At 66.0% G+C, this 26321-nt stretch carries 21 protein-coding genes; 11 read left to right on the forward strand and 10 right to left on the reverse strand.

The features are described 5' to 3' along the window. From gltX to gorA, 5 genes are all read right to left on the reverse strand, one after another. The coding region (gltX, locus tag VL752_RS04250) for a glutamate--tRNA ligase (protein ID WP_325352500.1) at positions 1-1088 on the reverse strand (1088 nt) is incomplete at its 3' end. Between the two features lie 124 nt (positions 1089-1212). Further along, positions 1213-2952 carry a methyl-accepting chemotaxis protein gene (locus VL752_RS04255; protein ID WP_325352501.1) on the reverse strand — a complete coding sequence of 580 codons (1740 nt, stop codon included), beginning with the start codon at positions 2950-2952 and terminating at the stop codon, positions 1213-1215. Positions 2953-3033: 81 nt separating this feature from the next. Then, the gene (locus tag VL752_RS04260) at positions 3034-4206 is read right to left on the reverse strand and encodes a nicotinate phosphoribosyltransferase (protein ID WP_325352502.1); all 1173 of its coding nucleotides are present in this window, start codon (positions 4204-4206) and stop codon (positions 3034-3036) included. A gap of 24 nt (positions 4207-4230) precedes the next feature. Continuing rightward, positions 4231-5649 (reverse strand): class II 3-deoxy-7-phosphoheptulonate synthase, encoded by a 1419-nt coding sequence (locus VL752_RS04265; protein ID WP_325352503.1) that lies wholly within the window; start codon positions 5647-5649, stop codon positions 4231-4233. 121 nt (positions 5650-5770) lie between these two features. Further along, positions 5771-7156 (reverse strand): glutathione-disulfide reductase, encoded by a 1386-nt coding sequence (gorA, locus tag VL752_RS04270; RefSeq protein ID WP_325352504.1) that lies wholly within the window; start codon positions 7154-7156, stop codon positions 5771-5773. Between the two features lie 208 nt (positions 7157-7364). Here gorA and VL752_RS04275 point away from each other — a divergent pair, with 208 nt between their 5' ends. The 8 genes from VL752_RS04275 to VL752_RS04310 all read left to right on the forward strand — a co-directional run bounded on the left by VL752_RS04275 (position 7365) and on the right by VL752_RS04310 (position 14024). Continuing rightward, positions 7365-8135 carry an ABC transporter permease gene (locus VL752_RS04275; protein ID WP_325352505.1) on the forward strand — a complete coding sequence of 257 codons (771 nt, stop codon included), beginning with the start codon at positions 7365-7367 and terminating at the stop codon, positions 8133-8135. Next, entirely contained in the window at positions 8132-8908 is a 777-nt protein-coding gene (locus tag VL752_RS04280) for an ABC transporter permease (protein ID WP_325352506.1), read from the forward strand. The genes VL752_RS04275 and VL752_RS04280 overlap by 4 nt, the downstream gene beginning before the upstream one ends. Before the next feature lie 38 nt (positions 8909-8946). Further along, positions 8947-9978 (forward strand): ABC transporter substrate-binding protein, encoded by a 1032-nt coding sequence (locus VL752_RS04285; protein ID WP_325352507.1) that lies wholly within the window; start codon positions 8947-8949, stop codon positions 9976-9978. Further along, the gene (locus VL752_RS04290) at positions 9971-10792 is read left to right on the forward strand and encodes an ABC transporter ATP-binding protein (RefSeq protein ID WP_325352509.1); all 822 of its coding nucleotides are present in this window, start codon (positions 9971-9973) and stop codon (positions 10790-10792) included. The genes VL752_RS04285 and VL752_RS04290 overlap by 8 nt, the downstream gene beginning before the upstream one ends. Positions 10793-11102: 310 nt before the next feature. Beyond that, the gene (locus VL752_RS04295; protein ID WP_325352511.1) at positions 11103-11372 is read left to right on the forward strand and encodes an HU family DNA-binding protein; all 270 of its coding nucleotides are present in this window, start codon (positions 11103-11105) and stop codon (positions 11370-11372) included. A gap of 474 nt (positions 11373-11846) precedes the next feature. Then, positions 11847-12857 carry a phospholipase D-like domain-containing protein gene (locus VL752_RS04300; protein ID WP_325352513.1) on the forward strand — a complete coding sequence of 337 codons (1011 nt, stop codon included), beginning with the start codon at positions 11847-11849 and terminating at the stop codon, positions 12855-12857. Next, a complete protein-coding gene (locus VL752_RS04305) occupies positions 12832-13497 on the forward strand; it encodes a chromate transporter (protein ID WP_325352515.1) in 666 nt (221 codons plus the stop codon). Before VL752_RS04300 ends, VL752_RS04305 begins: the two co-directional genes overlap by 26 nt. Further along, on the forward strand, positions 13494-14024 hold the full coding sequence (locus tag VL752_RS04310; RefSeq protein WP_325352517.1) for a chromate transporter: 531 nt from the start codon (positions 13494-13496) through the stop codon (positions 14022-14024). The genes VL752_RS04305 and VL752_RS04310 overlap by 4 nt, the downstream gene beginning before the upstream one ends. Positions 14025-14132: 108 nt before the next feature. Here VL752_RS04310 and VL752_RS04315 read toward each other — a convergent pair whose 3' ends face one another. The 4 genes from VL752_RS04315 to VL752_RS04330 form a co-directional block, all read right to left on the reverse strand. Continuing rightward, a complete protein-coding gene (locus VL752_RS04315; protein WP_325352519.1) occupies positions 14133-16313 on the reverse strand; it encodes an amylo-alpha-1,6-glucosidase in 2181 nt (726 codons plus the stop codon). Between the two features lie 102 nt (positions 16314-16415). Continuing rightward, entirely contained in the window at positions 16416-17447 is a 1032-nt protein-coding gene (mgrA, locus tag VL752_RS04320) for an L-glyceraldehyde 3-phosphate reductase (protein ID WP_325352521.1), read from the reverse strand. Positions 17448-17524: 77 nt separating this feature from the next. Further along, positions 17525-19000, reverse strand: a complete 1476-nt coding sequence (locus VL752_RS04325) for an MFS transporter (RefSeq protein ID WP_325352523.1) — start codon at positions 18998-19000, stop codon at positions 17525-17527. Further along, a complete protein-coding gene (locus tag VL752_RS04330; RefSeq protein WP_325352525.1) occupies positions 18990-21869 on the reverse strand; it encodes an ATP-dependent DNA helicase in 2880 nt (959 codons plus the stop codon). Before VL752_RS04330 ends, VL752_RS04325 begins: the two co-directional genes overlap by 11 nt. 50 nt (positions 21870-21919) lie before the next feature. Here VL752_RS04330 and VL752_RS04335 point away from each other — a divergent pair, with 50 nt between their 5' ends. Continuing rightward, positions 21920-23485, forward strand: a complete 1566-nt coding sequence (locus VL752_RS04335) for a lysine--tRNA ligase (RefSeq protein WP_325352528.1) — start codon at positions 21920-21922, stop codon at positions 23483-23485. An 87-nt stretch (positions 23486-23572) separates the two neighbouring features. Here VL752_RS04335 and VL752_RS04340 read toward each other — a convergent pair whose 3' ends face one another. Further along, positions 23573-23902 carry a hypothetical protein gene (locus VL752_RS04340; RefSeq protein ID WP_325352530.1) on the reverse strand — a complete coding sequence of 110 codons (330 nt, stop codon included), beginning with the start codon at positions 23900-23902 and terminating at the stop codon, positions 23573-23575. A gap of 406 nt (positions 23903-24308) precedes the next feature. On the opposite strand from VL752_RS04340, the gene VL752_RS04345 reads away from it, so the two are divergent. Both VL752_RS04345 and VL752_RS04350 read left to right on the forward strand, forming a co-directional pair. Next, positions 24309-25757, forward strand: coding sequence for an NAD(P)-dependent oxidoreductase (locus VL752_RS04345; protein WP_325352532.1), 1449 nt, complete (start codon positions 24309-24311; stop codon positions 25755-25757). Further along, a complete protein-coding gene (locus VL752_RS04350) occupies positions 25754-26272 on the forward strand; it encodes a DUF2059 domain-containing protein (protein ID WP_325352534.1) in 519 nt (172 codons plus the stop codon). Before VL752_RS04345 ends, VL752_RS04350 begins: the two co-directional genes overlap by 4 nt. Positions 26273-26321 lie beyond the last annotated feature (49 nt).

Raw genomic sequence — 26321 nt, forward strand, 5'->3', positions numbered from 1 at the left:
ATCTCGCCGGCCACGATCTCCCACCAGTCCCGCGCCTCGCGCAGCAGATCGAGATTGCCGCGCACGGCGAGCCAGAATTCTTCTGTCGCACCCGCGGGCAGGCGATCCGCCATGGCCGCGAACTCCAGCCGGTGGAGCAGGTGGCGGTTGATACCGAGCAGCTGACGCGGATCGAAGACCGCCGCGGAATGGGACATGCGGCCGAGGTCGAAGCTTTCCGCCGCTTCCTGCCGCGTCAGCGGCGCCATGTCGTCCGAGGAGCCGAGGCGGGCGAGATAGGCGACGATGGCATCGGGCTCGAGCCCGTCCTTGCGCAGGCTGCGCACCGAGAGGCTGTCGAAGCGCTTGGAAAGCTTGCCGCCCTCGGCATCCGTCAGCAGCGGCAGATGCGCGAAGGAGATGGTCTCCGGCCTGCCACCCAGGGCGCGCATGAGGTCGATCTGGATACCGGTATTGGTCGCGTGATCCTCACCCCGAATGATGTGGGTGACGCCGAATTCGAGATCGTCCACGACCGAAGTGAACGTATAGAGGAAGGTGCCGTCGGCGCGGATCAGCACCGGGTCCGAAAGGCTGCCGAGCTTCACATGGCGCTTGCCGAAGACGAGGTCATTCCAGACGATCATGCCGTCCGCGAGTTTGAAGCGCCAATAGGGCGTTTTGCCGTTGGCTTCGGCGGCCGCCCGCTGTTCCGGCGTCAGCGACAGCATGGCCCGGTCATAGATCGGCGGCAGGCGGCGTTTCAGGCGCATGGCGCGCTTGGCGGCCAGCTCTTCTTCACTCTCGAAACAGGGGTAGAGCACGCCTGCCGCCTTCAGCCGCTCGGCCGCCGCCTCATAGGCCGCGATGCGCTCGGACTGGCGGGCGAACGCGTCCCAGCCGATGCCCAGCCAGCGCAGATCCTCCTGGATCGCGGTTTCGAATTCCGGCTTGGACCGGGCGGTGTCCGTATCGTCCATGCGCAGCATCAGGCTTCCGCCATGGCGCTGAGCGAAGAGATGGTTGGCCACCGCCGTGCGCAGATTGCCGACGTGCAGGTAGCCTGTGGGGCTGGGCGCGAAGCGGAGGCGAGGGGTGCGGGTGCTCATGCCGAACCCCATGCCCCAGCCGGCCTCCGACGTCAAAGCCCGTAACAAGCGTCAGGAATGCAAGGAAGGATGATCCGCCCGGGCGGTGTCACGTGCCGGGTCAGGCGCCGTGTCACGCGTCACGTCATGCATCGACCGTGCTGCGTGTGCCGGCCCGTGCGGCCGCGCCCCCTTTGCGGGCGGAGGAGGACCGTGCGGCGCCTGCCTCCCCAAGGGCGGAGGAGACATCGAAGGCGCTGATCAGGCCGGACAGTTCGGCGGCGTCATTGGCGAGGCCGTGACAGGCGGCGGTCGCTTGCTCGACCATCGCGGCATTCTGCTGCGTCGCGCGATCCATCTGGCTGACGGCCGTGTTGATCTCGGAAAGAGCGGTGGACTGCTCATTGGCGCTGGCCGCGATATCGGTGACGGCGGAATCGATTTCGCCGACATGGGTGATGATGCGGTCGAGCGCCTGGCCGGTCTGGCCGACAAGATTGACGCCGGCCGCGACCTGCTGGGTGGAGGTCGAGATCAGCGCCTTGATCTCCTTTGCCGCCTCGGCGGAGCGCTGGGCGAGACCGCGCACTTCCTGCGCCACGACTGCGAAACCCTTTCCGGCGTCGCCGGCGCGGGCTGCCTCCACGCCCGCATTGAGGGCGAGGAGATTGGTCTGGAAGGCGATCTCGTCGATGACACCGATGATCTGGCTGATTTTGTGGGAGGAGCTTTCGATCCCGTCCATGGATTTGACGGCCTGCTGAACGATGCCGCCAGATTTCTCAGCCTCAATCTTGGCGCCGCTGACGATGGCGCGGGCCTGGCGGGTGCCTTCGGCCGCTTTCTTGACGGTCGCGGTGATCTGTTCCAGCGCAGCGGCGGTCTGTTCCAGACTTGCCGCCTGCTGTTCGGTCCGCCGCGACAGATCGCTGGTGGAGCTGAGGATCTCGCTGCTGGTGCTTTTGACGGAGTGGGTGTTCTGGCCGACCTTGCGCATGGTTTGCTGCAGGGCGGCAAAAGCGCTGTTGAGGTCGACACGCAGCTGGTCGAGCTCGGGCAGCAGGGGCGCGTCCAGATGTTGGTTGAGCTTGCCATTGGCGAGGCCAGCGAGTGCCGATCCGATGCGCTCCACGCTTTCGATGCGGGCCGTTACGTCCAGCGCGAATTTGACGATTTTGACGACACGGCCGTTTTCATCCTGAATTGGATTATAGGCGCCATGAATCCAGATCCGCTTGCCGTCCCGCGACAGCCGGCGGAATTCTCCGGATTGGAATTTGCCTTGCCGAAGTTCCTTCCAGAAATTGGCATAGGTCTCGCTTGCCGCGTCGCTGGGGTCGAGGAAGATGCTGTGATGGCGGCCGACGATTTCTTCCAGCGTGTAACCCATCGCTTTCAGAAAATTAGCATTGGCATGGCGGATGATGCCGTCGGGTGCGAATTCGATGATCGCCTGGGCGCGAGAGAAGGCGGCGATCTGGGCTGAGTAGTCCAGGTTGAGGAGTCTTTGTTGTGCATCCGCCCATTCCACCAGATAGCCGGTTATGCGCGACCCCGATCTGAGCGGCACGACCTGCAGGTCGAAGCGGCGGAGGCCGATGGTGATGGTCGCGAAATGGGGCTTGTCGAGCGTCGCGAGCAGGGTGCGCTGATGCTGCGGGTGTTTGTGAAAGATGTCGATATTGCTGCCGATCAGCTTGTCGACGGAGAACTGCGGCAGTTCGCGCTTCAACTCCTTCTCGGCCTCCCGCATGAAGGTGAGGAGGGGCGGATTCATATACGTAATGTTCAGCTTGGCATCCGCCAGCATGACATTCGTGCGAATAAGATCCAGCGCCGCCAAACGTGCAGTCTTGCGGCTCCGCATGATCGAGCCAATGGCCATTGCAACCCAATCCCCTGCCTTGCAGCAGGGAGGATAGGAAGAGGCTCTTAAGCGGAAATGAAGGCGGGAGAACTTCGCCTTTCAGCTGCGGGCGCTGCTCTTGCTCTCGCCGTTGCGCCGCCGCTGCAGCAGGAATTCGCGGCCGAGCTTCACCCGGGCCTCGCCGTCATAGGAGATGATGTCGGCGGTGGCATAGGTTTCGTGCCAGTGGTCGGGAATGAAGCTGCCCGTGCCGACGACGTCGATGGGCGCATGGGCATCCGACATGACGCGGCATTTGTCGACGCCGAAACCCGAGGAGGCGACGATGCGGACCTTTTCGAATCCGGCCTCGTCCAGCGCCTCGCGCATGCGCCAGATTGCCGCCGCCGAGACGCCGGTGCCGACAAGATGGCGGAGTTCGGCGTCGCTGCGATAACGACGGATGGCGCCGGGGCTGCGCCGTTCCAGCACGGCATAGCTCGCTGCCGGGTCGAGCGTCTCGAGGAAGCGGCCGCCATGGGTATCGAGCCGGACGGACATGCGTCCGGCCGCGGCGAGCTCGGGGAAGCGGCGGCAGACGGCGAGACCGTCGGTGATCTCGCGCCCGAAATAATCGACCAGCACCGTCAAACTGTCGCCCGGGAAAGTCTCGTGGTACATCTCGGCTGCCCGCACGGTGGAGCCCGCATAGCCGATCAAGGCATGCGGCATGGTGCCGAGACCGCGTTCCGCGCCGAAGAAATGCGCCGTCGCGTCATTGGCATTGCCAACGAAACCTTTCGCCCCCTCGCGCTGGGCGGCCCGGCTGCCGACCGACGCGCCATAGGCCATCATCGCCTGCATTTCGGTGCCGGCGCAGTGGCGGGCTTCCATGGCGAGGAAGGTGATGTGGGGCAAAGCGATGCACATCTGATAGGCATGATGCGCCGCGACCGAAACCGCGCCCACCTTCTGCAGCAGCAGGGTTTCGAGATCGGTGAGATGGATGTAGCTGCCCGTGATATAGAGCAGCGGCTCGCCGGCACCGACCCATTCGCCCTCCTCGTGCAGCACCTCGATGTCGAAGGTGGTGCCGCGCGCGGCCGCTACCTCCTGCATCCAGTCCAGCATCAGTTTGGGCGCCGAGATCACCGGCCGCCGGAGAAAGACCGCATAGGTCACGGTCTTGTCGCCGAAGCGGCGGACGATCTCCTTGGTCTTGTTGAAATAGGCATCCGTGTAGGCGGCAATCGTCTCCGTCTGCACCAGATCGTCCGCGGCCAGCGTATCCATCCCGTCCGTCCTGCCTTCTTGTCGTTATTCTGCGGCGACGGCGGCGGAGGCCGGCAGGCGTCGCGCCTTCAGCTCCTCGGCCACCAGGAAGGCGAGTTCCAGCGACTGTTCGGCATTAAGCCTCGGGTCGCAGAAGGATTCGTAGCGGCGGCCGAGATCGGCTTCGGTCAGCCGATGGGCGCCGCCCACGCATTCCGTCACGTCCTGCCCGGTCATCTCGACATGAATGCCGCCCGGCCAAGTCCCTTCCGCCGCATGCGCCTCGAAGAAGCCGCGCACCTCGCCGAGAATGGAATCGAAGCGGCGGGTCTTGCGGCCATGGCTGGTCGAGATCGTGTTGCCATGCATGGGGTCGCACAGCCACACAACCTCGGCGCCGGCCTGGCGCACCGCGCGCAGCAGGCGGGGGAATTTGCTCTCCAGCTTTTCCACGCCCATGCGGCTGATCAGGGTCAGGCGCCCGGGCTCGTTCGCCGGGTTCAGCGCCTCGATGAGACGCAGCAGATCCTCGGGCTCGGTCGTGGGGCCGACCTTCAGGCCGATCGGGTTCTTGATGCCGCGCATGAACTCGACATGCGCGCCGTCAACTTGGCGGGTGCGGTCGCCGATCCACAGGAAATGCGCCGAACAGGCATAGGTATCGCCACTCGTGGAATCGACACGGGCCAGCGCTTCCTCATAGGGCAGAAGCAGCGCCTCATGGCTGGTGTAGAAGTCCGTCTCCCGGATTTGGGGCGCGGTTTCGGCCGTCATGCCGCAGGCGCGCATGAAGCTCAGCGTCTCGTCGATCCGCGCCGCGAGGTCCTGGTAGCGGGCGCCGAGCGGGCTGCGTTCGACGAAGCCCAGATTCCAGCGATGGACGCTGTGCAGATCGGCATAGCCGCCATTGGCGAAAGCGCGCAGCAGGTTGAGGGTGCCGGCGGACTGGAAGTAGCCGGTCTCCATGCGGCCCGGATCGGGGATGCGGGCTTCCGGCGTGAAGGCCGGGCCGTTGATGATGTCGCCGCGATAGCTCGGCAGCGTCTCGGACCCGATGGTTTCGTTATCGGCGCTGCGCGGCTTCGCGAACTGGCCAGCCATGCGGCCCATCTTCACGACAGGCACGCTGCTGCCGAAAGTCAGCACCACGGCCATCTGCAGCAGCACCCGGAAGGTGTCACGAATGATGTTGGCGGTGAAATCGTCGAAGCTCTCGGCGCAGTCGCCGCCCTGAAGCACGAAGGCGCGGCCGGCCGCGACCTCGGCAAGGGAGGCCTTCAGCCGCCGGGCCTCGCCCGCAAAGACGAGGGGAGGATAGCGCCGCAGGCGGCTTTCGACGCCGGCCAGCCGCTCGACATCCGGATAGGCAGGGATCTGCCGCACCGGCTTGTTGCGCCAGCTCGCCGGGCTCCACGTATCGGTGGCCCGGTTCTCGAGGGGACGGTTGGTGCCCGTCTGGCTCATTGGTCTCTTCCTCGTCTGGGCGGCGCCGGGTTTCCTGCTGTATGGCGCCGCGCTCTGATCTTGTGCCGGCATGCAAAGACGCGGCACGGTCGGGGGTTATCGGCCGAAATGGGTCGAAATGCTACTCGGCAGCTTCTGCGGCCGCCGCAACGCGGGTCCGCGTGCGCATTGTTACGAATTCCTCGGCCGCTGTCGGGTGAATGCCGATGGTGCGGTCGAAATCCTGCTTGGTCGCGCCCATGCGCAGGGCGATGCCGATGCCCTGCATGATCTCGGCCGCATCCTCGCCCAGCATATGGGCGCCCAGAACTTTCTGGCTCTTCTGGTCGACCACGAGCTTGATCAGGGCGCGGCGGCCGTGCCGACCGGTGAGGGTGTGGCGCATCGGCGTGAAACGGGTGACGTAGATGTCCATCGGCCCGCGCCGGATCGCCTCCTCCTCGGTAAGCCCGACGGTCGCGAGGGGAGGGCTGGAGAAGACCGCCGTGGGGACGTTCTCGTGGCTCGCCTCGCGCGGCTGGCCGCCGAAAAGGGTGTCGGCCAGGGCATGACCTTCGGCGATGGCAACCGGGGTGAGATTGAGCCGGTCGGTGACATCGCCGATGGCATAAACATGCGCAACGTTCGTCCGGCTGCCGGCATCGACGGCGACCGCACCCTGGGCATTGAGCGCGACCCCCGCGCGGTCGAGGCCGAGGGAGGCCACATTCGGGATCCGTCCGGTGGTCATGATGACATAGTCGACCGCGAGTTCCGTCGTATCCGAGAGATGGACCCGGCGCTGCGCGTCGCATACCCCGTCGAGCGCGATATGGGTCGGGATGACACCGCGGTGCAGGTGCAGGCCTTGTGCGAGGAGGTTCTCGGCCAGTGCCTGCCGCAGCTCATGGTCGAAGCCGCGCAGCGGCAGGGGCTGGCGATAGATGAGGTGCACCTCGGAACCGAGACCTGCGAAGATCGAGGCGAATTCGACGGCGCTGTAGCCGCCACCGACAATCGCGAGACGGGCCGGGCGCTGCGGCAGATAGAAGAGATCATCCGTGATGCCAGCCAGTTCCGCGCCCGGAATATCGGCTTTGTGCGGCGTGCTGCCGGTGGCGATGACGATGTTGGCGGCCGTCACGCGCTTGCCGCCGATCTCCAGCGTATGGGGGTCCAGGAAGGTTGCGCGCGCCTCGAAAGTGGTCACGCCGGCTTTGCCGAGCAGCGTGCGATAGACGCCCTGCAGACGGTCGATCTCGCGGTCCTTGGCGGCAATGAAGCGTGGCCAGTCATGATGGCCGCGGGGCATGTCCCAGCCGAAGCCGCGCGCATCTTCGGCCCAGGCGCCGTATTCCGCCGCCTGTACCATCAGTTTCTTGGGCACGCAGCCGACATTGACGCAGGTACCACCCCAGAATCGTTCCTCGGCGACACCCACCCGTGCGCCATGGCCGGCCGCAATCCGGGCGCAGCGCGTGCCGCCCGAGCCGCCACCGATGACGAAGAGGTCGAAGTCGTAGGCCATGCGCCGGGTCCCATCTGCGTGAGGAGAGGATGCTTCACATAGGACGGGAGGCGGGTGCAATCAAACGAGGGGCAGGTCTTCCCCCCTGGTCTGGGCACTGCAATAACGATCAGGTATGCCGAATTGACAGAGGTATCAGTAAATTCTACTGCGTCACTATGTTTAATCGATCGGTGCGCCGATGAGCGGGCAGGCAGAAGGCGGGACCATGCGGCCTTGGTCCCGCTACGGCCTCGGCTGCCTCTCGGTTTTGGCGGCCCTCGCCCTCTGGCAGGCGGCGGGCAGCTTCCGTCTCGTGCCGGCCGGGTTGCTCGCCAGCCCCGCCCAGGTCGTCGCAGCCCTGATCGACATCTCCCGCCATGGCTACCGGGGCACTTCCTTGGGCCAGGATATCGCCGCCACCCTCGCGCGGGCACTGGCCGGTTTTCTTGTAGGCAGTGCGGTCGGCGTGCCGCTCGGCCTCTGGATGGGGACGAGCCGCCTGACCACCGCGGCGCTGGACTGGATCGTGCAGTTCCTGCGCCCGCTGCCGCCGCTCTCCTTCCTTGTGCTCCTCATGCTCTGGCTCGGCACGGGCAATCTTGCCAAGGTTGCCCTTCTGGCGCTGACCGCCTTTCCGATCGTGACGAGTGCCACCTACGCCGCGGTTGCCGCCGTGCCGCAGCAGAAGATCCAGGCGGCGCAGTCGCTCGGCGCCAGCCGCGCACAGATCTTCGCCCATGTGCTGCTGCCCGCGGCACTGCCGATGATTTCCACGGGGCTGCGCATCGCGCTCGCCGCCGCTTTTTCCACTGTCGTCGCCTCCGAGCTCATGGCCGGCAGCGACGGGCTCGGCTGGATGATCTTTTCGGCGAGCCAGTTCCTGCGCAACGACATCATCCTGCTCGGCATCATCCTGCTCGGCATTCTCGGCATGGGGTTGAACGGGCTTCTGTTGCGTCTCGACCACCGCCTCATCCACTGGCGGGGGCGGGAATGATAGGGCTGCTGCACCGCCGTCCCTGGATCGTCACGCTCATCAGCATCGCCGCAGTTGTCGGCGCCTGGGCGGGTGCGACCTATGGTGGGCTGGTGAGCGACCTGTTGCTGCCGACGCCGGACGAGCTCTGGGATGGGGCTGCCGATCTCGTCGTCAACGGCTACAAGGGCTATAGCCTCGGTGCCCATATCGGCCTCAGCCTGCTGCGAGTGGGGCTCGGGTTTGGCCTCGGCACCATCCTGGGCACGCTGCTCGGCCTCGCCATGGGCATGTCCGAGGTGTTGGACGCGCTGGCCGCCCCCTTCATCGAATTCCTGCGGCCCTTGCCGCAGCTCGCCTATCTCGTGCTGCTCATCATCTGGTTCGGCATCGGCGAGACGCCAAAGATCGTTCTGCTTTTCCTCGCGGCTCTGCCGGTCTCGGCGATCGCGGCACGGGATGGCGTGCGCAACGTTTCGGGTGAGCGGGTGCGGGCGGCCCAGTCTCTGGGCGCGAACCGTGCGCAGATCTTCCTCCATGTCGTTCTACCCTCGGCGCTCGGCGAGATTTTCATCGGTGCGCGTCTCTCCATTGGCATTGTTTATGCAACCCTTATCGCGGCCGAGATGATCGCCGGAGCCTCGGGTATCGGCTGGCTCATCCTCGACGCCGGCCGGTTCCTGCGCAGCGACTACGTCATCGCCGGGGTGCTGTTGATTGCGGCCATGGGCATCGCCCTCGATCGCGGGCTTCTGCTGCTCCAGCGCCGTATCGTGCACTGGGCCGGCAAATGAAACGACTTGAACGGACCACGGAAGGTCAGGAGACAGGCATGGTTGAACAGAGCGTCATCGGCCGCAGGCGTGTCATGGCGGGGGCGACGGGACTGGCGCTAGCGGCGGCGCTGCCCCTGCGCCGGGCCCGGGCTGCCACCCCCACCATCAATATCGGCTATTTCGTCGAGACCAAGCCCACCATGATCGCCAAGGCCCAGGGCTGGTTCGAGGAGATGGCGGCTGCCAAGATCAACTGGATCGAGATGGGCAGCGGCGCGCAGATCAATGCCGGCATGGTCGGCGGCAGCCTTGATATCGGCATGGGTATCGGCTCATCGCCCTCCGCCGCCGGCATCAGCCAGGGCATTCCGTACAAGGTCATCGCCATGCTGGACAATATCGGCCCGGCGGAGGAGATGACCGTCCGCGCCTCGGACAACATCAAGGCCCCGGCCGACTTCAAGGGCAAGAAGATCGCGACCCCCTTCGGCTCCACCTCCCATTTCCGCCTCATGGGTTTTCTCAAGACGAATGGGCTGAGCCTCTCGGACGTGACCGTGCTGGACCTGCCGCCGGAGCAGATCGTGGCGGCCTGGAAGCGTGGGGATATCGACGGCGCCTATGTCTGGAGCCCGGCCAAGGCTGAGCTGCTGGCCGATGGCGGCGCGGTCTACGAGACCTACAAGGAGCTCGACGCCCGCGGCTATGTCATCGCTGACCTTTTCGTGGCCCGCAACGCCTTCGCGAAGGCGCACGGCATGGCGGTGACCGGTATCCTGAAGGCTTATGGCAAGGCGCTCGACCTCTATCAGAGCAAGCCGGACGAGGCGGCGGCGATTGTCGGCAAGGCGGCCGGCGTCAGCACCGAGGTCGCGGCGGCAAATCTCAAGGAATATGATTTCGTGCCGCTCCGCGAACAGTTGACCAGCCAGTGGCTCGGCAGCCCGGGCAAACCCGGGGCCTTCGCCGCCGAACTGGAGCACACGGCGGAATTCCTCGTCGGACAGAAAAGTATCCGCCGCGCCCTGAAGCTTCCTGCCTATCAGAAGGGCATCGACACCCATTATCTGGAAGAGGCCGTTGCTTGACCGGCCGCTGACGGCCGAGGAGATGGCGCAGGAGACCGCGCCCTTCCTGCGCTTCGAGGACGTCTCCGTTACCTATGGGGCGGGGACGGCGCATCCGACGCTTGCCCTCAGCCCGACCGATCTCGCCTTCGCCCGGGGTGATTTCGTCTGTATCGTCGGGCCGTCGGGCTGCGGCAAGACGACACTGATGCAGACGCTTGCGGGCTTTCTCAAGCCGACCGCCGGGACGGTGCGGGTCGAGGGCCGTCCCGTCACCGGGCCCGGGCCGGATCGCGGCGTCGTCTTCCAGCATGCGGCCCTCTTTCCCTGGAAAACCGTCGCCGCCAATGCCGCTTTTGGACCGACGATGCGCGGGCTGCCGCGCGCCGAACGGCGGGAACGGGCGGAATATTGGCTTCGCTCCGTCGGGCTCTGGGATTTTCGCAACCGCTACCCGTATCAGCTTTCGGGCGGCATGCAGCAGCGATTGGCCATTGCCCGGGCGCTCGCCAACGAACCCGGCATCCTGCTGATGGACGAGCCCTTCGGCGCTCTCGATGCGCTGACCCGCGAGAAGATGCAGGAGGAGTTGCACGCCGTCTGGAAGCGCACTGGCATGACAGTGCTCTTCATCACCCATAGCGTGGACGAGGCGGTCTATCTCGGCACCGAGGTCGTGGTCATGTCACCGCGGCCCGGTCGGGTGTTGGAGCGCATTCCCGCCCCCTTCGCCCGCGTGGCGGGCGAGCGGGACATTCGCCGTATCAAGGCCGGGGCCGATTTCGTGGCATTGCGCGAGCGGGTGCTGGGCCTGATCTGGGGCGAAGGGAGCTGAGCGGCGCTGACCCCGGGCAGATGCTCGCCGTTTAGGCTTTGTTGCGTGTAAATTATTGAGCTGGAAACCTTTGGCGGCAGAGGGCCTCCGGTTTCCCTGTCCGCTCCGGCGCTCCTGACCCAATCAGTAATCTTCCGAAGGGAGTGTATCCGGGGTGGCCGGTTCAATCCTCGTCCGATTTCTTCAAAAAACCGTTGACGCTAAGAGGAAGATGCGAAAGAAGCCTGATAGACGCTTTTAAGGTCTTACGAATCGCGCGCCAATCAGGTCGATCTTCGTAACCAAGCGCTTGGAATTTTGAGAGGTTTTGATGTCGAAAGCATTTTTGGCCCAGGTGATTCAGGACTCCGCCGAAACGACGGGTGTCGCCGCCAACCGCGCCGCGACCGACGTTATGCAGGCAATCATCAAGGAATTGAAGAAGAACGGCCGTTTCACCCTGCCGAGCTTCGGCACCTTCATCGTGCGCAAGACCAAGGCCCGCAAGGGTCTCAACCCACGTACGGGTGAGGCGATTAAGGTCAAGGCCGGCAAGACGGTCCGCTTCAAGGCCTCGCCGTCGCTCAAAAAGGTCGTCTGAGGCGGCGGCGAGCGGGCTGCGGGCTCATCGGCGGCTCGCTCGCCACCGACTCGGGCGGAGGGTCTCCGCCATGGCGACTTTAGCCTGAGCCTCGGTTGCGCCTTCCGCTTTCGCGCTCATCGCGCCGCATTTGTTCAAGCGGCCGCTCGGGCACTCGCTCGTGGCCGCCGCGCACCTCGCCCTCCGGCCCCCGGCGGCGACGGCGCTTATCCTCATTATGGTTTCGGCCGGCCTGCCCCGGGCCGGCGCTCTCTCCTGCGGCAGGGCCGATCGGCAGATCGTCCGGCATGGCGCGGGCTCCTTTCGTTATTCTTCCGGCAGATGGGAGCCGCCCCAGGGGCCGGAAAGGGGGAAACCGCCGGGATGAGGCGCAAATTGCGGCCAGCCCTGTTTTCCGCCGCGGTATGTTCCGCTAGGCTAGCGATATAGAGAAGATTATCGTCGGGTTGGCGTGGGGGCGGCAGAGGCGCGGGCATGGACAGTGAACACGAGATTGCCTGGATCGATAGCGCCCGTGCGGTCGTCGAACCCCAGGACGGTAGCCAGCCCATCCTCGATCTCATCAATGGCGCCGAAAAGACCATCTGCCTCAAGATGTTCACCTTCACGGCGGATGATATTGCCGAGGCGCTGATCGCGGCCCAGCAGCGCGGCGTCCTGGTGCGCATCATGCTCAATCCCGCCCGTTCCTCGGGTAGCCGCGCCAATGACGATATGAAGGCCCGCCTGCAGGCAGGCGGTATTACCGTGATCTGGAGCAGCCCGGCCTTCGCCGTCACCCATGAGAAGTCGATGGTGGTCGACGGGCGCATCGCCATGATCGCGACCTATAATTTCGGCGTGAAGTATTTCACCGCCACGCGCGATTACGGCATCGTGACCGAGGATGTGAACGTCATCGCCGAGATGACCGATTGTTTCGAGGCGGACTGGGCGCGCAAGCATTTCGTCCAGCGGGAGCGCAGCGCCCTGCTCTGGAGCAACCGTGGCTCCCGTGCGCTGATGTGCCGGTTCATCGACCTCGCGAAGCACTCGCTCGAGATCCAGCATCCGAAATTCGTCGACGCCGTGGTTCTGGAACGCATCATCCAGGCGCAGGAGCGGGGCGTGCGCGTGCGGGTGCTCTGCGGTGGCAAGCACGGCATCAGCACCTGGGACGTGCTGGATACCTTCGCATCTCTCCGCCTCATGAAGCTCACGGGTGTCAAGATTCGCAAGCAGAAGGGGCTGCGGCTGCATGCCAAGCTCCTCATCGCGGATGACCAGCACGCCCTCATCGGCTCCATGAACATCGACCGTAGCGCCTTCGACCTGAGGCGCGAGCTGGGATGCTTCGTCAACGACCCGAAGGCGGTCGAGGTTCTGTCGGAAACCTTTCTGGACGACTGGCATGAGGCCAAGACCTACGATCCGCCGGACCCGCTGACGGTTCATCTGGTGGACGAGGACGATCAGCCACATGACCCCGAACTCGTCCACGAGTGAGGCAGGCGCCGGGGATGGCGGTGCTGTCCTGACGGAGGCGCCCCCGCCAGCCGCAGACGAGACGGTGCGGCCGCGCGTCTCTTTCTGGGAAATCGCGCGCACCTTCAACGAGATTTCGCTGTCAAGTTTCGGCGGCGGTCTTTCGGCATGGTCACGCGAAATGGTCGTGGCCCGCAAGAAATGGATGGACGACGCCGAATTCCTGAGTGCGATGACGGTCTGCCGTATCCTGCCCGGGGCCAACCAGGTCAATCTCGCAGTCTTCGTCGGCACCAAGCTCAATGGCCTGCGCGGTGCCGGCGCGGCTCTCGCCGGCCTCATCGCCATGCCGACGGTGCTGCTCATGGCGATTGCGGCGCTCTATGCCGCCTTCCAGCATTCTCATGCTGTGCAGCATGTGCTGGCGGGTTTCGCGGCGGCAGCTGTCGCCATGACCTTGCAGATGGTGTGGAAGACCGGGCGGACCACGCTCACCTCCATCATGCCCGTGTTGCTCTTCGCCACGACCTTCGTGCTCAACGGCATCCTGCGCTGGCCCTTGTGGTGGACGCTGGCCGTCACCGCCCCCGTCGGCATCGCCTGGGCCTGGCGCCGGGCCCACAAGAAGGCCGCCGCCCAGGCGGCGGGGAGCGCATCATGACCCTTGTTCTGGCCCTTCAGCTTTGCTCGGTCTTCGGCATCACCTCGCTGATGGCCTTCGGTGGCGGCAATGCGGTCATCCCGCAGTTCGAGCAGCAGACGGTCAGTGTCTATCACTGGCTGACGCCGCAGCAGTTCACCGATTCCTTCGCCATCGCCCAGGCCGCTCCAGGGCCCAGCACGCTCATCGTGAGCCTGCTCGGCTATCGGGCCGGCGGCATCTGGGGCGCGCTGATCGCGACGGCCGCCATGGTCATCCCGACCGGCCTCATCGTTTATGGCCTGGCCAAAGTCTGGGACAAGGGCCATGGCGAAAAGCCGGTGCGGCACGCGTTCCAGGACGGGCTCGCGCCCATCACGGTCGGCCTCATTCTCGCCGGCGGTGTCGTCGTCGCACGGCACGCGGAATCGAACTGGGTCCAGCTCGCCATGACGCTGATCGCGACGGTGGTGCTCTGCTCCACCAAGATCAATCCGCTGATCGTCGCCATCACCTGCGGCTTCATGGGCTACGTGCTGGCGGCGTGACATTCTAACTTATTGATAAGGCATGGTTCCCGCTTCAGATGGATCGCTTTTACGCTTCGATCTGAAGCGATCAGGCCCGGCGCCCGCCACCCTTGAGAAGCCGGGCCGCTAAGTCCGTACCACGACGTGAATCCTGCCCCGGCGCTCGACGACGTTGAGCGCCACCTCATCTCCGATCCGGCGGATATGCACCGTCACCTGCGCCGCGCCGATGGCGATCCTGTGCAGGACCATTTCGTCGAGAAACGGCGGCAGCCTTGGATTACTGAAGATGACCGCGCAGGCCTCCGGGTCGATGGAGAGGCCGAGGGACGCCTGCAGCAGCGCCGGCAGGGCCGCTGCCGCCCAGGCCTGCGGCGAGCAGGCGACAGGGTAGAAGGTCGGCCCCTGCGCCCGCCGGCGCGCGAAGCCGCAGAACAGCTCCGGCAGGCGGCGCATGTCGATATAGAGGGCGGCGGAGAACAACCCCTCGAAGATCTTCGCAACCGCCTCGGTATGGCCGTAGCGGGCGAGGCCCATGGCGATGAGCGCGTTGTCATGCGGCCAGACAGAGCCGTTGTGATAGGCCATCGGGTTATAGCGTGCCTCGGTGCTGGCGATGGTGCGGATACCCCAGCCCGAGAAGAAATCGTGCCCCATGAAACCCTCTGCCATGCGCGCAGCGCGCTCCGGCGCCACGATCCCGGAAAGCAGCAGATGGCCAGGGTTGGAGCTTCTCACCCGGCAGGGCCGCTTCTGCCCGTCCAGTGCCAGGGCGTAGGTCGCGATCTCCTCGCACCAGAAGGCTTTCTCGAAGGCGATACGGAGTGTCTCCGCCTTCTGCTCCTGGTCGGCGGCCACTGCCTGATGCCCAAGGCGGCGGCCGATTAGCGCCATGGCTTGACGCGCGGCATAGACGTAGCCCTGCACTTCGCAGAGCGCGATCGGCCCCTCGGCAAGGCGGCCATCGGCATGGAAAATGCTATCCGCACTGTCCTTCCAGCCCTGGTTCTGCAGACCCGTGCCGGCGGCCCGAAAATATTCGACGAAACCGTCCCCGTCCTGGTCGCCATACCGGTCGATCCAATCCATCGCGGCTTCGAGATGCGGCCACAGCTGCTGGACGGTATTGTCGTCATGCGTGCGCTGGACATAGGCGCCGGCGAGCATGACGAAGAGCGGTGTGCTGTCGACCGAACCGTAATAGCGGCGGAAGGGAACTTCGCCGAGTTCCGCCATCTCGCCGTTGCGCATCTCGTGCACGATCTTGCCGGGCTCGGCATCGGCTGCCGGGTCGACCGTTGTCGCCTGGGTCGCGGCCAGGAAGCGCAGCACGCCCCGTGCGATGGCAGGGTCGAGCCACAGCGCCTCATAGGCGGTGATCAGGGCATCCCGTCCGAAGACGGCGGTGAACCAGGGGATGCCGGCATAGGGATAGAGGCCGGTCGGCTTTTCTGTGATCAGCATGTAGAGATCGGAGACGGCGCGGCGAATCGCCTCGTTGAAGAGCTCGTTTGAGCTGTCCATGGCGGCGGCCCGCGCCGAGCGGGTGCGCATCCAGCGCCGCGTCTCCACCAGGGAGGCGAGGTAGTTCTCGCGCACATCCCGTGGCGGGGCCGAGCCCTCCGCTTCGCAGGCGATCTCGACATACAGGAGGGTCTGCCGTTCAGGCTGAAGCGTAAGATCGAACTGCGCGCGGCTGCCGTCGAGCGCCGAAGGCTGCGGGCTGAAGCGGAGCACCGTGGTGCGGCGGTGCCCGTCCAGTCCCTGGTAGCCCAGCGTCACACGGTCGGCTTCGACCGCAGCGGCCTCCAGAGTGCCGTGGCGCGTGCGCGGCGTGCCGCGTACCTCGAAGAGATCGGTGAAATCGGAATTGAAGGCGAATTCCAGACGAACGCGCTGTGCTTCCTGCGCAAAGCTGCGGACCTGGATGCGCTCGAAACAGGTTGCATTGATCATGAAACGCGTCCGGCGGATGTGGATCGCGCCATGCTCGATCACCACGCGGCCGTCCTGCGAGAGGTCAGGATTGGAGAGATCGCAGATCAGGGCTGTATTGTCGTCGCGCAGCGTGGAGCTCAGCAGCACCGGGCGGCCGCCGCCGATGGAAAGCTCGAAGACCGAAAGATGCCGTGTGTCGCGGTTGTAGAGTCCCTCCGTGCCGCCTTCATAGGGCAGGATATTGCCTGAGAGGTCGAAGACCCCGAACATATCGCCGCTCTTCAGTGTTCGGTATTGCCGCTCCTGCAGCGAGACGGTGGCGCCGACGGCATAGGGCGGTTCTTGGCTGTCTCGGGCTTCGGCGGTCACGTCGGGCGATCTCCGTATTGTCTGGGCGTTCGGACCAGATTTGGGTCGTGATCCGGCGCTGTCACCCCGGGGGAGGGAATCCCCCCGGGGTGACAGTTCATCTCACCCCTCGAAGGAGGAAACCTCGCGCCAGAGGTCGATGCCGCCTTCGCGCGCATGCTGGTCGATCTCAGCCAGTTCAGCGGCCGAGAAGGCGAGGTTCTTGGTCGCGTCCAGCGCATTGTCGAGCTGTGCCACGTTGCGCGCGCCGATCAGTGCACTGGTGACGCCCGGATTCCTGAGCACCCAGGCGATGGCCATCTGGGCAAGGGACTGGCCGCGGCGCTGCGCGATTCCGTTCAGGGCACGGACGCAGGCAAGGTTCTCCTCGGTGATGAGTTCCTTCGCGAAATACCGCCCCTCGGCCGCGCGGGTGCCTTCCTTGATGCCGCCGAGATATTTGTCGGTCAGCAGGCCCTGGGCGAGGGGGGAGAAGGCGATGCAACCCGTGCCAGTCTCCTCCAGCGCCGGCAGCAGCCCGCCTTCAACCCAGCGATTGAGCATGGAATAGGAGGGCTGATGGATGAGCAGCGGCACGCCGCGTGCCTTCAGCAAGGCGGCGGCCCGGCGCGTGAGATCCGGCCCGTAGGAGGAGATGCCAACATAGAGCGCCTTGCCCTGCGTCACGAGCTGGGCGAGGGCGTCCATCGTCTCTTCCAGCGGCGTCTCGAAATCCGGCCGGTGGGAATAGAAGATATCGACATAGTCGAGGCCCATGCGCTTGAGGCTCTGGTCGCAGCTCGCGATGAGGTATTTGCGGCTGCCACCCATGCCGTAGGGGCCGGGCCACATGTCCCAGCCGGCCTTGGAGGAGATGATCAGCTCGTCGCGATAGCGAGCGAAATCCTTTTTCAGCAGGATGCCGAAATTCTCTTCCGCCGCGCCGTAGGGGGGGCCGTAGTTATTCGCGAGGTCGAAATGCGTCACGCCCCGGTCGAAGGCGCGGCGCAGGATGGCGCGGCCGTTCTCCAAGACGTCCGTGCCGCCAAAATGGTGCCAGAGGCCAAGGGAGATCGCGGGCAGCTGAATGCCGGAGCGGCCGCAACGGCGGTACGGGATGGCGTCGTAGCGGTCGGGATTGGCGATATAGGTCATGGTAAGCTCTCGGTTCAGTTTTGGCGTTTCTTGACGTCCGCGACCCTACCCCGCCTCTCGGTGGACGGACAGGGGGCTCAGCGCCGCGCGGTTCCGACGCGGGGCGTCAGCAACACCACGATCAGCGTGACCGCGGCGATAACGGCCGCGACCAGAAAAACGCCGTGCAGGGCCCCTCCCAGCCGGGCTGAGGCAGTCGCGAGATCGGGGGCCGCCAAGCCGGCACGCAGCACGGGGTCCACCAATTCGCGCATGAGGTCATGCCCGTGCGTGTCGCCGAGCCCGGCATTGAGCACGCCGCCAAAGGCTGCCGCCCCCAGCGCCTGGCCCATCAGCCGGCTGAAATAGAAGAGCGCGGTCGAGCGCCCGCGCTCCCGCGCGGCGACGCCCGATTGTGCTGCGACAGTGAAGACGATGCTGAGAAGTCCCATCCCGGCACCGATCGGAATCGCGATGAGGTCAAGACCGGGCAGGCTGCGCGCAGCGGCGATCGGCACCAGGGCCGCCATGCCGAGCAGGATCAGGAAGGCCGAAGCGGCGGCCAGCATCCGGTCCTGGCCCCGGCCCACGGCGCGGCCGATGGTCATGCTCGCCGCCGTCCAGGCGACCGTCAGCACGCCGAGCAGAATGCCGGAGGCGAGCGCGCTGCCGCCCAGCACACCCTGCACCAGCGGCGGCAGGAAGGCGGTGACGGCGATCAGCAGTGCCCCCGCGAGGAGCGCCGAACCATTCGCCACCAACAGCAGCGGGCGCAGCACCAAATGCAGCGGCAGCAGCGGATGGGGCACCCGGCGTTCCCGCCAAGCGAAGCCGCCAAGGAGCAGGGCAGCGAGCGCCAGCCAGCCGATCAGCCCGGAGGTCGAAAGCCGGTCGAAGCCCACCAGCGCCGCCATCATGGTGCCGAGGCCCGCGATGAGGAGCAGGCAGCCCGCAAGGTCGATCGGCGCAAAAGCGCGCAGCCGCGGGTCCTCCTGCAGGAAGCGCCAGACCATGGTCATGGTGACGAGGCCGACCGGGAGATTCACCCAGAAGCAGAATTCCCAGCCCAGAGTGTGAACGAAGAAAGCGCCGAGCAGGGGGCCGACCACGGCGGCGATTCCCCAGATGCCGGAGACATAGCCGATCAGCTTGGGCCGATCTTCAGGTGCGCTGATGTCCCCAAGGATCGTGGTGGCGAGCGGCGCCAGACTGCCGCCGCCGATGCCCTGGATGGCGCGGAACAGGATCAGCGCCGGCATGCTCCAGGCGAGGCCGCACAACAGCGACCCGGCCAGGAACAGGGCGGTGCCACCGAGATAGACCGACTTCCGGCCAAAAGTATCGGCAAGCCGGCCGTAGAGCGGCGTCATCACCGCCTGGGCCAGCAGATAGATGCCGAAAGCCCAGGAGAAGAGGCGGAAGCCGCCGAGTGTTGCGACGATGGTCGGCATGGCGGTGCTGATCACCGTCACTTCGACCGCCGCCATGAAGGTCGAGATCAGCATGGCGGCGACAATCAGGCGGGCACGGGGGACACGCGGGAGCGCCGGGGCGAGGGCGGTGTCAGTCGGCATGCGGCACCGGCTCAGGGTTGAGGAACTGCCGCGTCGCCTGGGCGGCGTCCGCGAGGCCGATGCGCTCCACCGCGACGCCGGGTGGGAAGGCCGAGAGCAGCCGGGTCGGCGTTCGCCGGTCCAGCAGCACGAAGACGCCGCGGTCGTCCGCGCGGCGGATGAGCCGGCCAAAAGCCTGGCGCAGCCGGAGGCGAGCGATGCGGTCGTCGAACTCCTTGGGCGCGCCGCCCGAGAGATGGATGCGCCGCTCGCGGTGCAGAATGTCTGGCCGCGGCCATGGCACGCGCTCGAAAACAACCAGGCGCAGGGCGCTGCCCGGCACGTCCACCCCGTCCCGCATCGCATCGGTGCCGAGCAGGCAGGAGTGTTCCTCGGAGCGGAAGATATCCACCAGCGTCGCATTGTTCATGGCGTCGATATGCTGCGCGTAAAGCGGCAGGCCTGCCGCCTCCAGAGCGGGGGCGATGCGGCGATGGACGGAGCGCAGCCGGCCGATGGCGGTGAACAGCCCGAGCGCGCCGCCGCCGGAGGAGAGAAACAGCGTGCGATAGGCGGCGGCGAGCGAGGCTGGGTCCCCGGTATCGACATCGGTGAGGACGAAGGCGCGCGTCCGCTCGGCATAATCGAAGGGGCTTTGCAGGCTCGCCCGGATGGCGGGCAGCGGCAGGTGATTGGCGCCGACCCGCGCCTCCGCCTCTTCCCAGGCCTGTTCGGGGTCCTCCACCCCGCCGTCGCGCAGCGTTGCCGAGGTGATGACGAGGCCGTGGGCGGGGGCGGCGACGATGGTCGAGAACGGGATCGTCGGGTCCAACCAGTGGCGCAGCAGCGCCACGTCCCGCACTGTGCTGCCATTGCGGTCGAGGCGCAGGAACTGCACGTGGCCGAGGTATTTCCCGGCCTCAGGCTGCGGTTCGATGAGATCGGCGAGCATGGCGGCCCAGGCCTTCAGCGGCTCGATGCCGCGCCGGGTGAGCGTCCGGCCCATGCCCTCGATGCGCGCGCGGGTGCCCGCATCGAGTTCCTCCGCCTCGTCGTCGAGACGGGCGAGAAGACGCTGGCGCAGCGTTGTCAGCGGCTCGGCGAGGCGGCCGAGCGCCCGTTTCAGTCCTTCGGCCGCTTCGCGCACCTCGTCGGCCACCGGATGCAAATCGCATTCGGCGGAAAAGCCGGCACGGGCCTCATCCTCCGATCCGCGGCCCTCGATCCGGGCGAGGATCTGGATGCGCAAGGCGTTGAAGAAGGCTTCGGCCGGATTGGCCTGTTGCGGCTCGACCGCCCGCCCCTCGGCTTCGGGCGCCTCATCCTCAGGCTGAGGCGGTGCGTTCGCGATGCGGCTGCCCCAGCTGGGGGCAGGCAGGGCGCGCGCCGCCATCAGCGCGGCATCGAGGGGTGCGACCAGATCCGGCTGGTTCGCCACCAGATCGCCGATGCGGGTGGAAAGACCCTTGCCGCGGGAACGCATGCCCTCCGCACCCAGCAGCCAGCGGCGCAGTTCTGCCGTCTCCCGGCCCGAAAGTTCCGCCGAGAAGGCGGCGTCGGCTGCGTCGAAGATGTGGTGGCCCTCGTCGAAGACGTAGCGCGTCGGCACGTAATTGTCGTCCAAGCCGCCCCAGGCGGCCTGGGTCAGCACCAGGGCGTGGTTGGCGACGACCAGATCGGCCTCCCGCGCGCGGCGGATGCCATGCTCCACGAAGCAGCGCTTCCAGTGGCTGCAGGCGGCATAAAGACATTCGCCGCGCCGGTCGGCGAGGGAGCCCAGTAGCGGGGCGCCGAAAATCTCGATGAACCAGCCCGGCAGATCGCCGCCCAGGATATCCCCGTCGCTCGTCACCGCCGCCCAGCGCGCGATGAGGCCGAGCGGAATGGTCAGGCTTGCGCTCATGCCCGAGAGCGCGGCCGTGACCGCATCCTCCATGTTGAGCAGGCAGAGGTAGTTCTCCCGTCCCTTGCGCAGCACGACACGGCGATGGCGCTCGGCGGGGTCGGGAAACAGCCGCTCCAGCTCGCTTTCCACCTGGCGCTGCAGATGCCGGGTAAAGGTCGAAATCCAGACCGGGGCGTTGTTGCGCTCGGCCCAGAGGCTGGCGGGGGCGACATAGCCGAGCGTCTTGCCGGTGCCGGTGCCGGCCTCGGCGAGCACGAGATGGGGCGCACCCTCCGTCAGACGGGGTGAGAAGGCGGCGGCGGCGGCGGAGGCGTAATCCGCCTGGCCCTGGCGCTGCTCGGCGCCTTCGCCGCGCAACCGGGCGAGGCGTTGCCGGGCCTCGACGGAAGAGACGGGCAGGGTGGAGGGCGGCGGCGGGGGCGCCCCTTCCTCCCATTCGGGCAGCCGGCGCCAGACCCGGAAGGCATTGCCGTCTTTCGCGGGGGGTGGCGGCGCGCCGCCGGAGGCCAGCGCCTCGGCAACCAGCGGCCCCCAGCCCCAGCCGGCACGGCCCATGCGCAGCGCGAGCGCCGGCGCATCCCGGTTCGTGGCCGTCAGCGCCTCCGTCTGCAATTCACTGAGAAGGGCGATGGCAATGGCGGGCAAGATTTCCGCCGCCGCGGCGAGCGAGGATCCGGGGGAAGCGAGCCCCAGCGCCGTCGCCAATCCCCGCGGTGTCGGCACGACGGCCTCGGCCGGACGCACGAAAGCGAAGAGTTCCAGCAGATCATAAGCCGGCTGCGGCGGCAGGCCGAGGCGGCGCCAGCAAGCCGGGCCATGCACCAGCAGCGGTGGCCCGAGATCGCGCAAGGCGTTCGCGACATCCTTGGCCGCGAGGTCGAGCATCTCGCCATCCGCCGTCAGCAGCACCGCGCGTGCGGCGCCGGCAGCAAGCGCCGGCCATTCCGGCAGGGACAGGGCCGGACCAGGCCGGGACACACTCATACCGCAACCTTCATTGACCGGATTACGCGCCCTTCTTAGTGAAACAAGCCATGAACCAATTCACCCGCACTGCGCCCGCCCCGAAAATCTGGCCCTTCGAGGAAGCGGCCAAAGTCGTCGCCCGTCTGGAGAAATCGGGCAAGGGCGTGGCCTTGTTCGAAACCGGCTATGGCCCCTCCGGCCTGCCGCATATCGGCACCTTCGGCGAAGTCGCCCGCACGACCTGGGTGCGCCAGGCCTTTACCGCGCTGACGGGCCTGCCGTCCCGCCTGATCGCCTTTTCGGACGATATGGATGGAATGCGCAAGGTGCCGGACAATGTGCCGAACCGGGACATGCTGCGCGAATTCCTCGGCAAGCCGCTGACAGACGTGCCCGATCCCTTCGGCACGCATGAGAGCTTCGGCCACCACAACAATGCGCGGCTCCGCGCCTTCCTCGATGGTTTCGGCTTCGACTACGAATTCATCTCGGCGACCGAGGCCTATCGTTCGGGCCAGTTCGACGCGGCGCTGCGTCAGGCGCTCCGCCGGCACGACGATATCGTGCAGGTCGTGCTGCCGACGCTCGGGCCGGAGCGGCGGGCGACCTATTCGCCCATCCTGCCCGTTCATCCCAAGACCGGCATTGTCATGCAGGTCCTGATCGAGAAGGTGGACGCGGAGGCCGGCACCGTCGCCTGGCGCGACCCCGAGGACGGCACCTGGTACGAAACGCCGGTCACGGGCGGCGGCGCCAAGATGCAGTGGAAGGCCGATTGGGCGATGCGCTGGGCGGCGCTCGGGGTCGATTACGAGATGGCCGGCAAGGATCATATCGAGGGCATCAAGCTCTCGGGGGCCATCTGCCGCATCCTCGGCGCGGAACCCCCGGCCGGCTTCAACTACGAGCTGTTCCTGGACGATCGCGGCCAGAAGATCTCGAAGTCCAAGGGCAATGGCCTCTCGATCGAGGAGTGGCTGAAATACGCCCCGCAGGAGAGCCTCTCGCTCTTCATGTTCAACCAGCCGCAGCGCGCCAAGCGGCTTTTCTTCGATGTCATCCCCCGCGCGGTGGACGAGTATCTCGCCCATGTCGCCAAGGCCCAGCGCGAGGAAATGGTGGATGAAAGCAACCCGGCCTGGTTCATCCATGGCGGCCCGGTGCCGAACGATGCCGGAAGCCCCATCAGCTTCGGCATGCTGCTGAACCTGGCGAGTGTCGCGAATGCTGAAAACCCGGAGATTCTCTGGGGCTTCATTCGCCGCTACTCGCCGGATCTGACGCCTGAGACCTCGCCGTTTTTGGCCCAGCTCGTCGGGTACGCCGTCGCCTATTATCAGGACTTCGTGCGCCCGAAGAAGGAGTTCCGGGATCCCTCCGAGGTCGAGCGCGCAGCCCTCGCGGACCTTGCGGCGGCGTTGCGCGACCTCGCCGCCGGCACCTCCGCCGAGGATATCCAGACGACGGTCTATGAGGTCGGCAAGCGGCACCCCTTTGCCGCCCTGAAGGACTGGTTCGGCTGTCTCTATCAGGTCCTGCTGGGCCAGAGCGAAGGGCCGCGCTTCGGCGGTTTCGTGGCGCTCTACGGCATTCCCGAGACGATTGCACTGATCGAGGGCGCCCTCGCGCGCTAGCGTTCGTCAGACTGAGAGAGCGAGGCGCGGACGCTTCCCTCTCAGTCGGCAGACAACCTCTGCCTGGCTGAGAGTGGGGCTGACCGGTCACCTTTGCTGCGCGAGATTGCCGCCGTGGAAGCGGCCGAAATGCCGCGCACAGAACAATCCCATCGCCAGCATGCCGGCAAGCATCGCCGCGGCTTCGCTCATATTGCGCGGGTCCAGGGCCGCCACGCGCAGCGTGAACAGATAGCTCATCGCGAGGTTGAAAATACCCCAGAGCACGTTGACGGTCGCGGAGGAGAGGCCGGCGCCGGGCGGCTTGGCGAAGGGTGTCTGAAACGGCCGGCCCAGCAGGCCGCTGACCAGATGGGGCAGGGCGTTCGCCAGCAAGGCGCCGCCAACAAAACAGGGCAGGAGAGAGGACCAGGGCATTCGCGGCACTCCGAACTGGCAGGTGCTTGCTCTGCCGCGGTTTTGCGAGAGCGCATCGGATACAAGAATGAAGTTTAACTGCAAAGTTTTACTTCATATAAAGCCAGCCGCCGACCGGGCCTGCTGCCGGTTGTCTCTCTGATTGCGATCCCATGGGCTGATGCGGCGTTTTCTTCCACTGCGAGGCGGACGGAGTTTGCTTTTCGCCAAAAGGTCCGATTCGGACCTTATTTTCGCGAATGGCCTTGCAATTGGGCGTCTGAATGGCTGGCATGCGCTGAAAATAGGTCAGTATTGCTGTTTATCCCCCGGATTCTCCTTCGCATGAGCGGAAAATCAGGTTAGAGGATCATTCGTTCCGCGCCCGCCCTCGCGTGCGCGCCCTTTCTCCGCAGGAGGACCGTCCATGGCCGAGCGCATGCTGAAGTTCGTGCACACGCCGCAGAAGATCCCCCAGAAGCGTGCCGTCGACATGCGCCTTCAGGACTTCGACGAGATCTACAGTCGTTTCGACCCCGCCCGCGCGTCTGAACAGGCCAGCCGCTGCAGCCAATGCGGCGTGCCTTTCTGTTCAGTCCATTGCCCGCTGGGCAACAATATCCCGGACTGGCTGCGCCTCACGACCGAGGGCCGCCTTCACGAAGCCTATGAGGTTTCGTCGGCGACGAACAGCTTTCCCGAAATCTGCGGCCGCATCTGCCCGCAGGACCGTCTCTGCGAAGGCAATTGCGTCATCGAGAAGGGATTCGAGAGCGTCACCATCGGTGCCGTCGAGCGCTATATTACGGATACCGCTTTCGAGAACGGCTGGGTGAAGCCCGTGAAGCCGGTCGCCGAACGGCCGGAAACCGTCGCCATCGTGGGCGCCGGCCCGGGTGGACTGGCCGCTGCCGAGCGGCTGCGCCGCCAGGGCTATCAGGTCCATGTCTATGACCGCTACGACCGGCCGGGCGGGCTGATGATTTACGGCATTCCCGGCTTCAAGCTGGAGAAGGAGGTCGTCCTCCGCCGCTGGGCCTATCTCGAGGAATGCGGCATCCATTTCCACCTCAACTGCGCCATCGGCAATGGTGAGAACGACACTCTGTCCTTCGCCGAGCTGCGCCAGAAACATGCTGCCGTCATCATCGCGACCGGCGTCTACAAGGCGCGCGATATCGGCGGTCCGGGTGCGGGGCTTGCCGGCATCGTGCCCGCGCTCGATTACCTCACCGCCTCCAACAAGCGCGGCCTGGGGGAAAGCGTGCCGGAGTTCGACAGCGGCATCCTCAATGCCGAGGGCAAGCGCGTTGTCGTCATCGGCGGCGGCGACACCGCGATGGACTGCGTCCGCACCGCCGTTCGGCAGGGGGCGACCTCTGTTCAGTGCCTTTACCGCCGCGACCGCGCCAACATGCCGGGCTCGCTGCGCGAAGTGAAGAATGCCGAGGAGGAGGGCGTGGAATTCGTCTGGCTCTCGGCGCCCGAGGCCTTCCTGGGTGACGCGCAGGTGACCGGGGTGCGCGCCGTGCGCATGCATCTGGGCCTGCCCGACACCTCCGGCCGCCAGTCGGTCGAGCCGGTGCCGGGCAGCCACTTCAACCTCGGGGCCGATCTCGTCATCAAGGCGCTGGGCTTCGATCCCGAGGACATGCCGAAGATGTTCGGGGAAAAGGGGCTGGAGGTCAGCCGTTGGGGTACGCTGCGCATCAACCACCGCAGCTTCATGACCTCGATCCCCGGCGTTTTCGCGGCGGGGGACATCGTGCGCGGGGCGAGCCTCGTCGTCTGGGCGATCAAGGACGGGCAGGATGCTGCCGCCCAGGTGCATGATTATATTCAGCAGCCGGCGACCGTCGCCGTTGCCGCGGAATGAGGAAGGCAGCGCTCCGTTTGGCCTTGGCGGGTGCGGCGAGCCTCGGGCTCATCGCCCCGGGCGCGCGCGCCGATGATGTTTCGCCGTCGCTTTCGACCGAGCAGATGCAGCTTGCGACCCAACTCGTCCAGGCGATCGGCATTCAGCAGGTCGCGGATGCGGCCCTGCAGGGGCTCAAGCTCGTGCTCGTGCAGTCGATCGCCAACAACAACAAACAGCCACCGGAAAAGGTCGAGCCGGTGGTCGATCAGGTTCTGATGCCCGATCTCCGGGCCGAGGAACCGAAATTCATCGCGGCCGTTGCCGCGCTCTACGGCCAAGCCTTCACGGCCGATGAGATGAAGGAGATTCTCGTCTTCTACCAGACCCCGGTGGGGCAGAAGCTGCAAAGCCTGCAGCCCATGCTCACCCATCAGATGGTGGAGGCGGGCCATGCCTGGATCGGCCAGGCGGGCGAAGAGGTGCTGAGGGCGGATGCGGGCAAGCTCGCCGCCCAGGGCCTGAAGATCGATTGAGATTGAAGCGCCCCTGCCAAGGGGCGGCCGGCAGCCGCCGAGGCTGCAC

This window comes from Acidisoma sp. (genome assembly GCF_035492295.1).
GTDB lineage: Bacteria > Pseudomonadota > Alphaproteobacteria > Acetobacterales > Acetobacteraceae > Acidisoma.

Bases quoted from the DNA above. Each gene is read 5' to 3' on its own strand.
- VL752_RS04255 (WP_325352501.1), bottom strand. From the start codon at position 2,952: ATGGCCATTGGCTCGATCATGCGGAGCCGCAAGACTGCACGTTTGGCG.
- VL752_RS04260 (WP_325352502.1), bottom strand. From the start codon at position 4,206: ATGGATACGCTGGCCGCGGACGATCTGGTGCAGACGGAGACGATTGCC.
- VL752_RS04265 (WP_325352503.1), bottom strand. From the start codon at position 5,649: ATGAGCCAGACGGGCACCAACCGTCCCCTCGAGAACCGGGCCACCGAT.
- gorA (WP_325352504.1), bottom strand. From the start codon at position 7,156: ATGGCCTACGACTTCGACCTCTTCGTCATCGGTGGCGGCTCGGGCGGC.
- VL752_RS04275 (WP_325352505.1), top strand. From the start codon at position 7,365: ATGCGGCCTTGGTCCCGCTACGGCCTCGGCTGCCTCTCGGTTTTGGCG.
- VL752_RS04280 (WP_325352506.1), top strand. From the start codon at position 8,132: ATGATAGGGCTGCTGCACCGCCGTCCCTGGATCGTCACGCTCATCAGC.
- VL752_RS04285 (WP_325352507.1), top strand. From the start codon at position 8,947: ATGGTTGAACAGAGCGTCATCGGCCGCAGGCGTGTCATGGCGGGGGCG.
- VL752_RS04295 (WP_325352511.1), top strand. From the start codon at position 11,103: ATGTCGAAAGCATTTTTGGCCCAGGTGATTCAGGACTCCGCCGAAACG.
- VL752_RS04300 (WP_325352513.1), top strand. From the start codon at position 11,847: ATGGACAGTGAACACGAGATTGCCTGGATCGATAGCGCCCGTGCGGTC.
- VL752_RS04305 (WP_325352515.1), top strand. From the start codon at position 12,832: ATGACCCCGAACTCGTCCACGAGTGAGGCAGGCGCCGGGGATGGCGGT.
- VL752_RS04310 (WP_325352517.1), top strand. From the start codon at position 13,494: ATGACCCTTGTTCTGGCCCTTCAGCTTTGCTCGGTCTTCGGCATCACC.
- mgrA (WP_325352521.1), bottom strand. From the start codon at position 17,447: ATGACCTATATCGCCAATCCCGACCGCTACGACGCCATCCCGTACCGC.
- VL752_RS04325 (WP_325352523.1), bottom strand. From the start codon at position 19,000: ATGCCGACTGACACCGCCCTCGCCCCGGCGCTCCCGCGTGTCCCCCGT.
- VL752_RS04330 (WP_325352525.1), bottom strand. From the start codon at position 21,869: ATGAGTGTGTCCCGGCCTGGTCCGGCCCTGTCCCTGCCGGAATGGCCG.
- VL752_RS04335 (WP_325352528.1), top strand. From the start codon at position 21,920: ATGAACCAATTCACCCGCACTGCGCCCGCCCCGAAAATCTGGCCCTTC.
- VL752_RS04340 (WP_325352530.1), bottom strand. From the start codon at position 23,902: ATGCCCTGGTCCTCTCTCCTGCCCTGTTTTGTTGGCGGCGCCTTGCTG.
- VL752_RS04345 (WP_325352532.1), top strand. From the start codon at position 24,309: ATGGCCGAGCGCATGCTGAAGTTCGTGCACACGCCGCAGAAGATCCCC.
- VL752_RS04350 (WP_325352534.1), top strand. From the start codon at position 25,754: ATGAGGAAGGCAGCGCTCCGTTTGGCCTTGGCGGGTGCGGCGAGCCTC.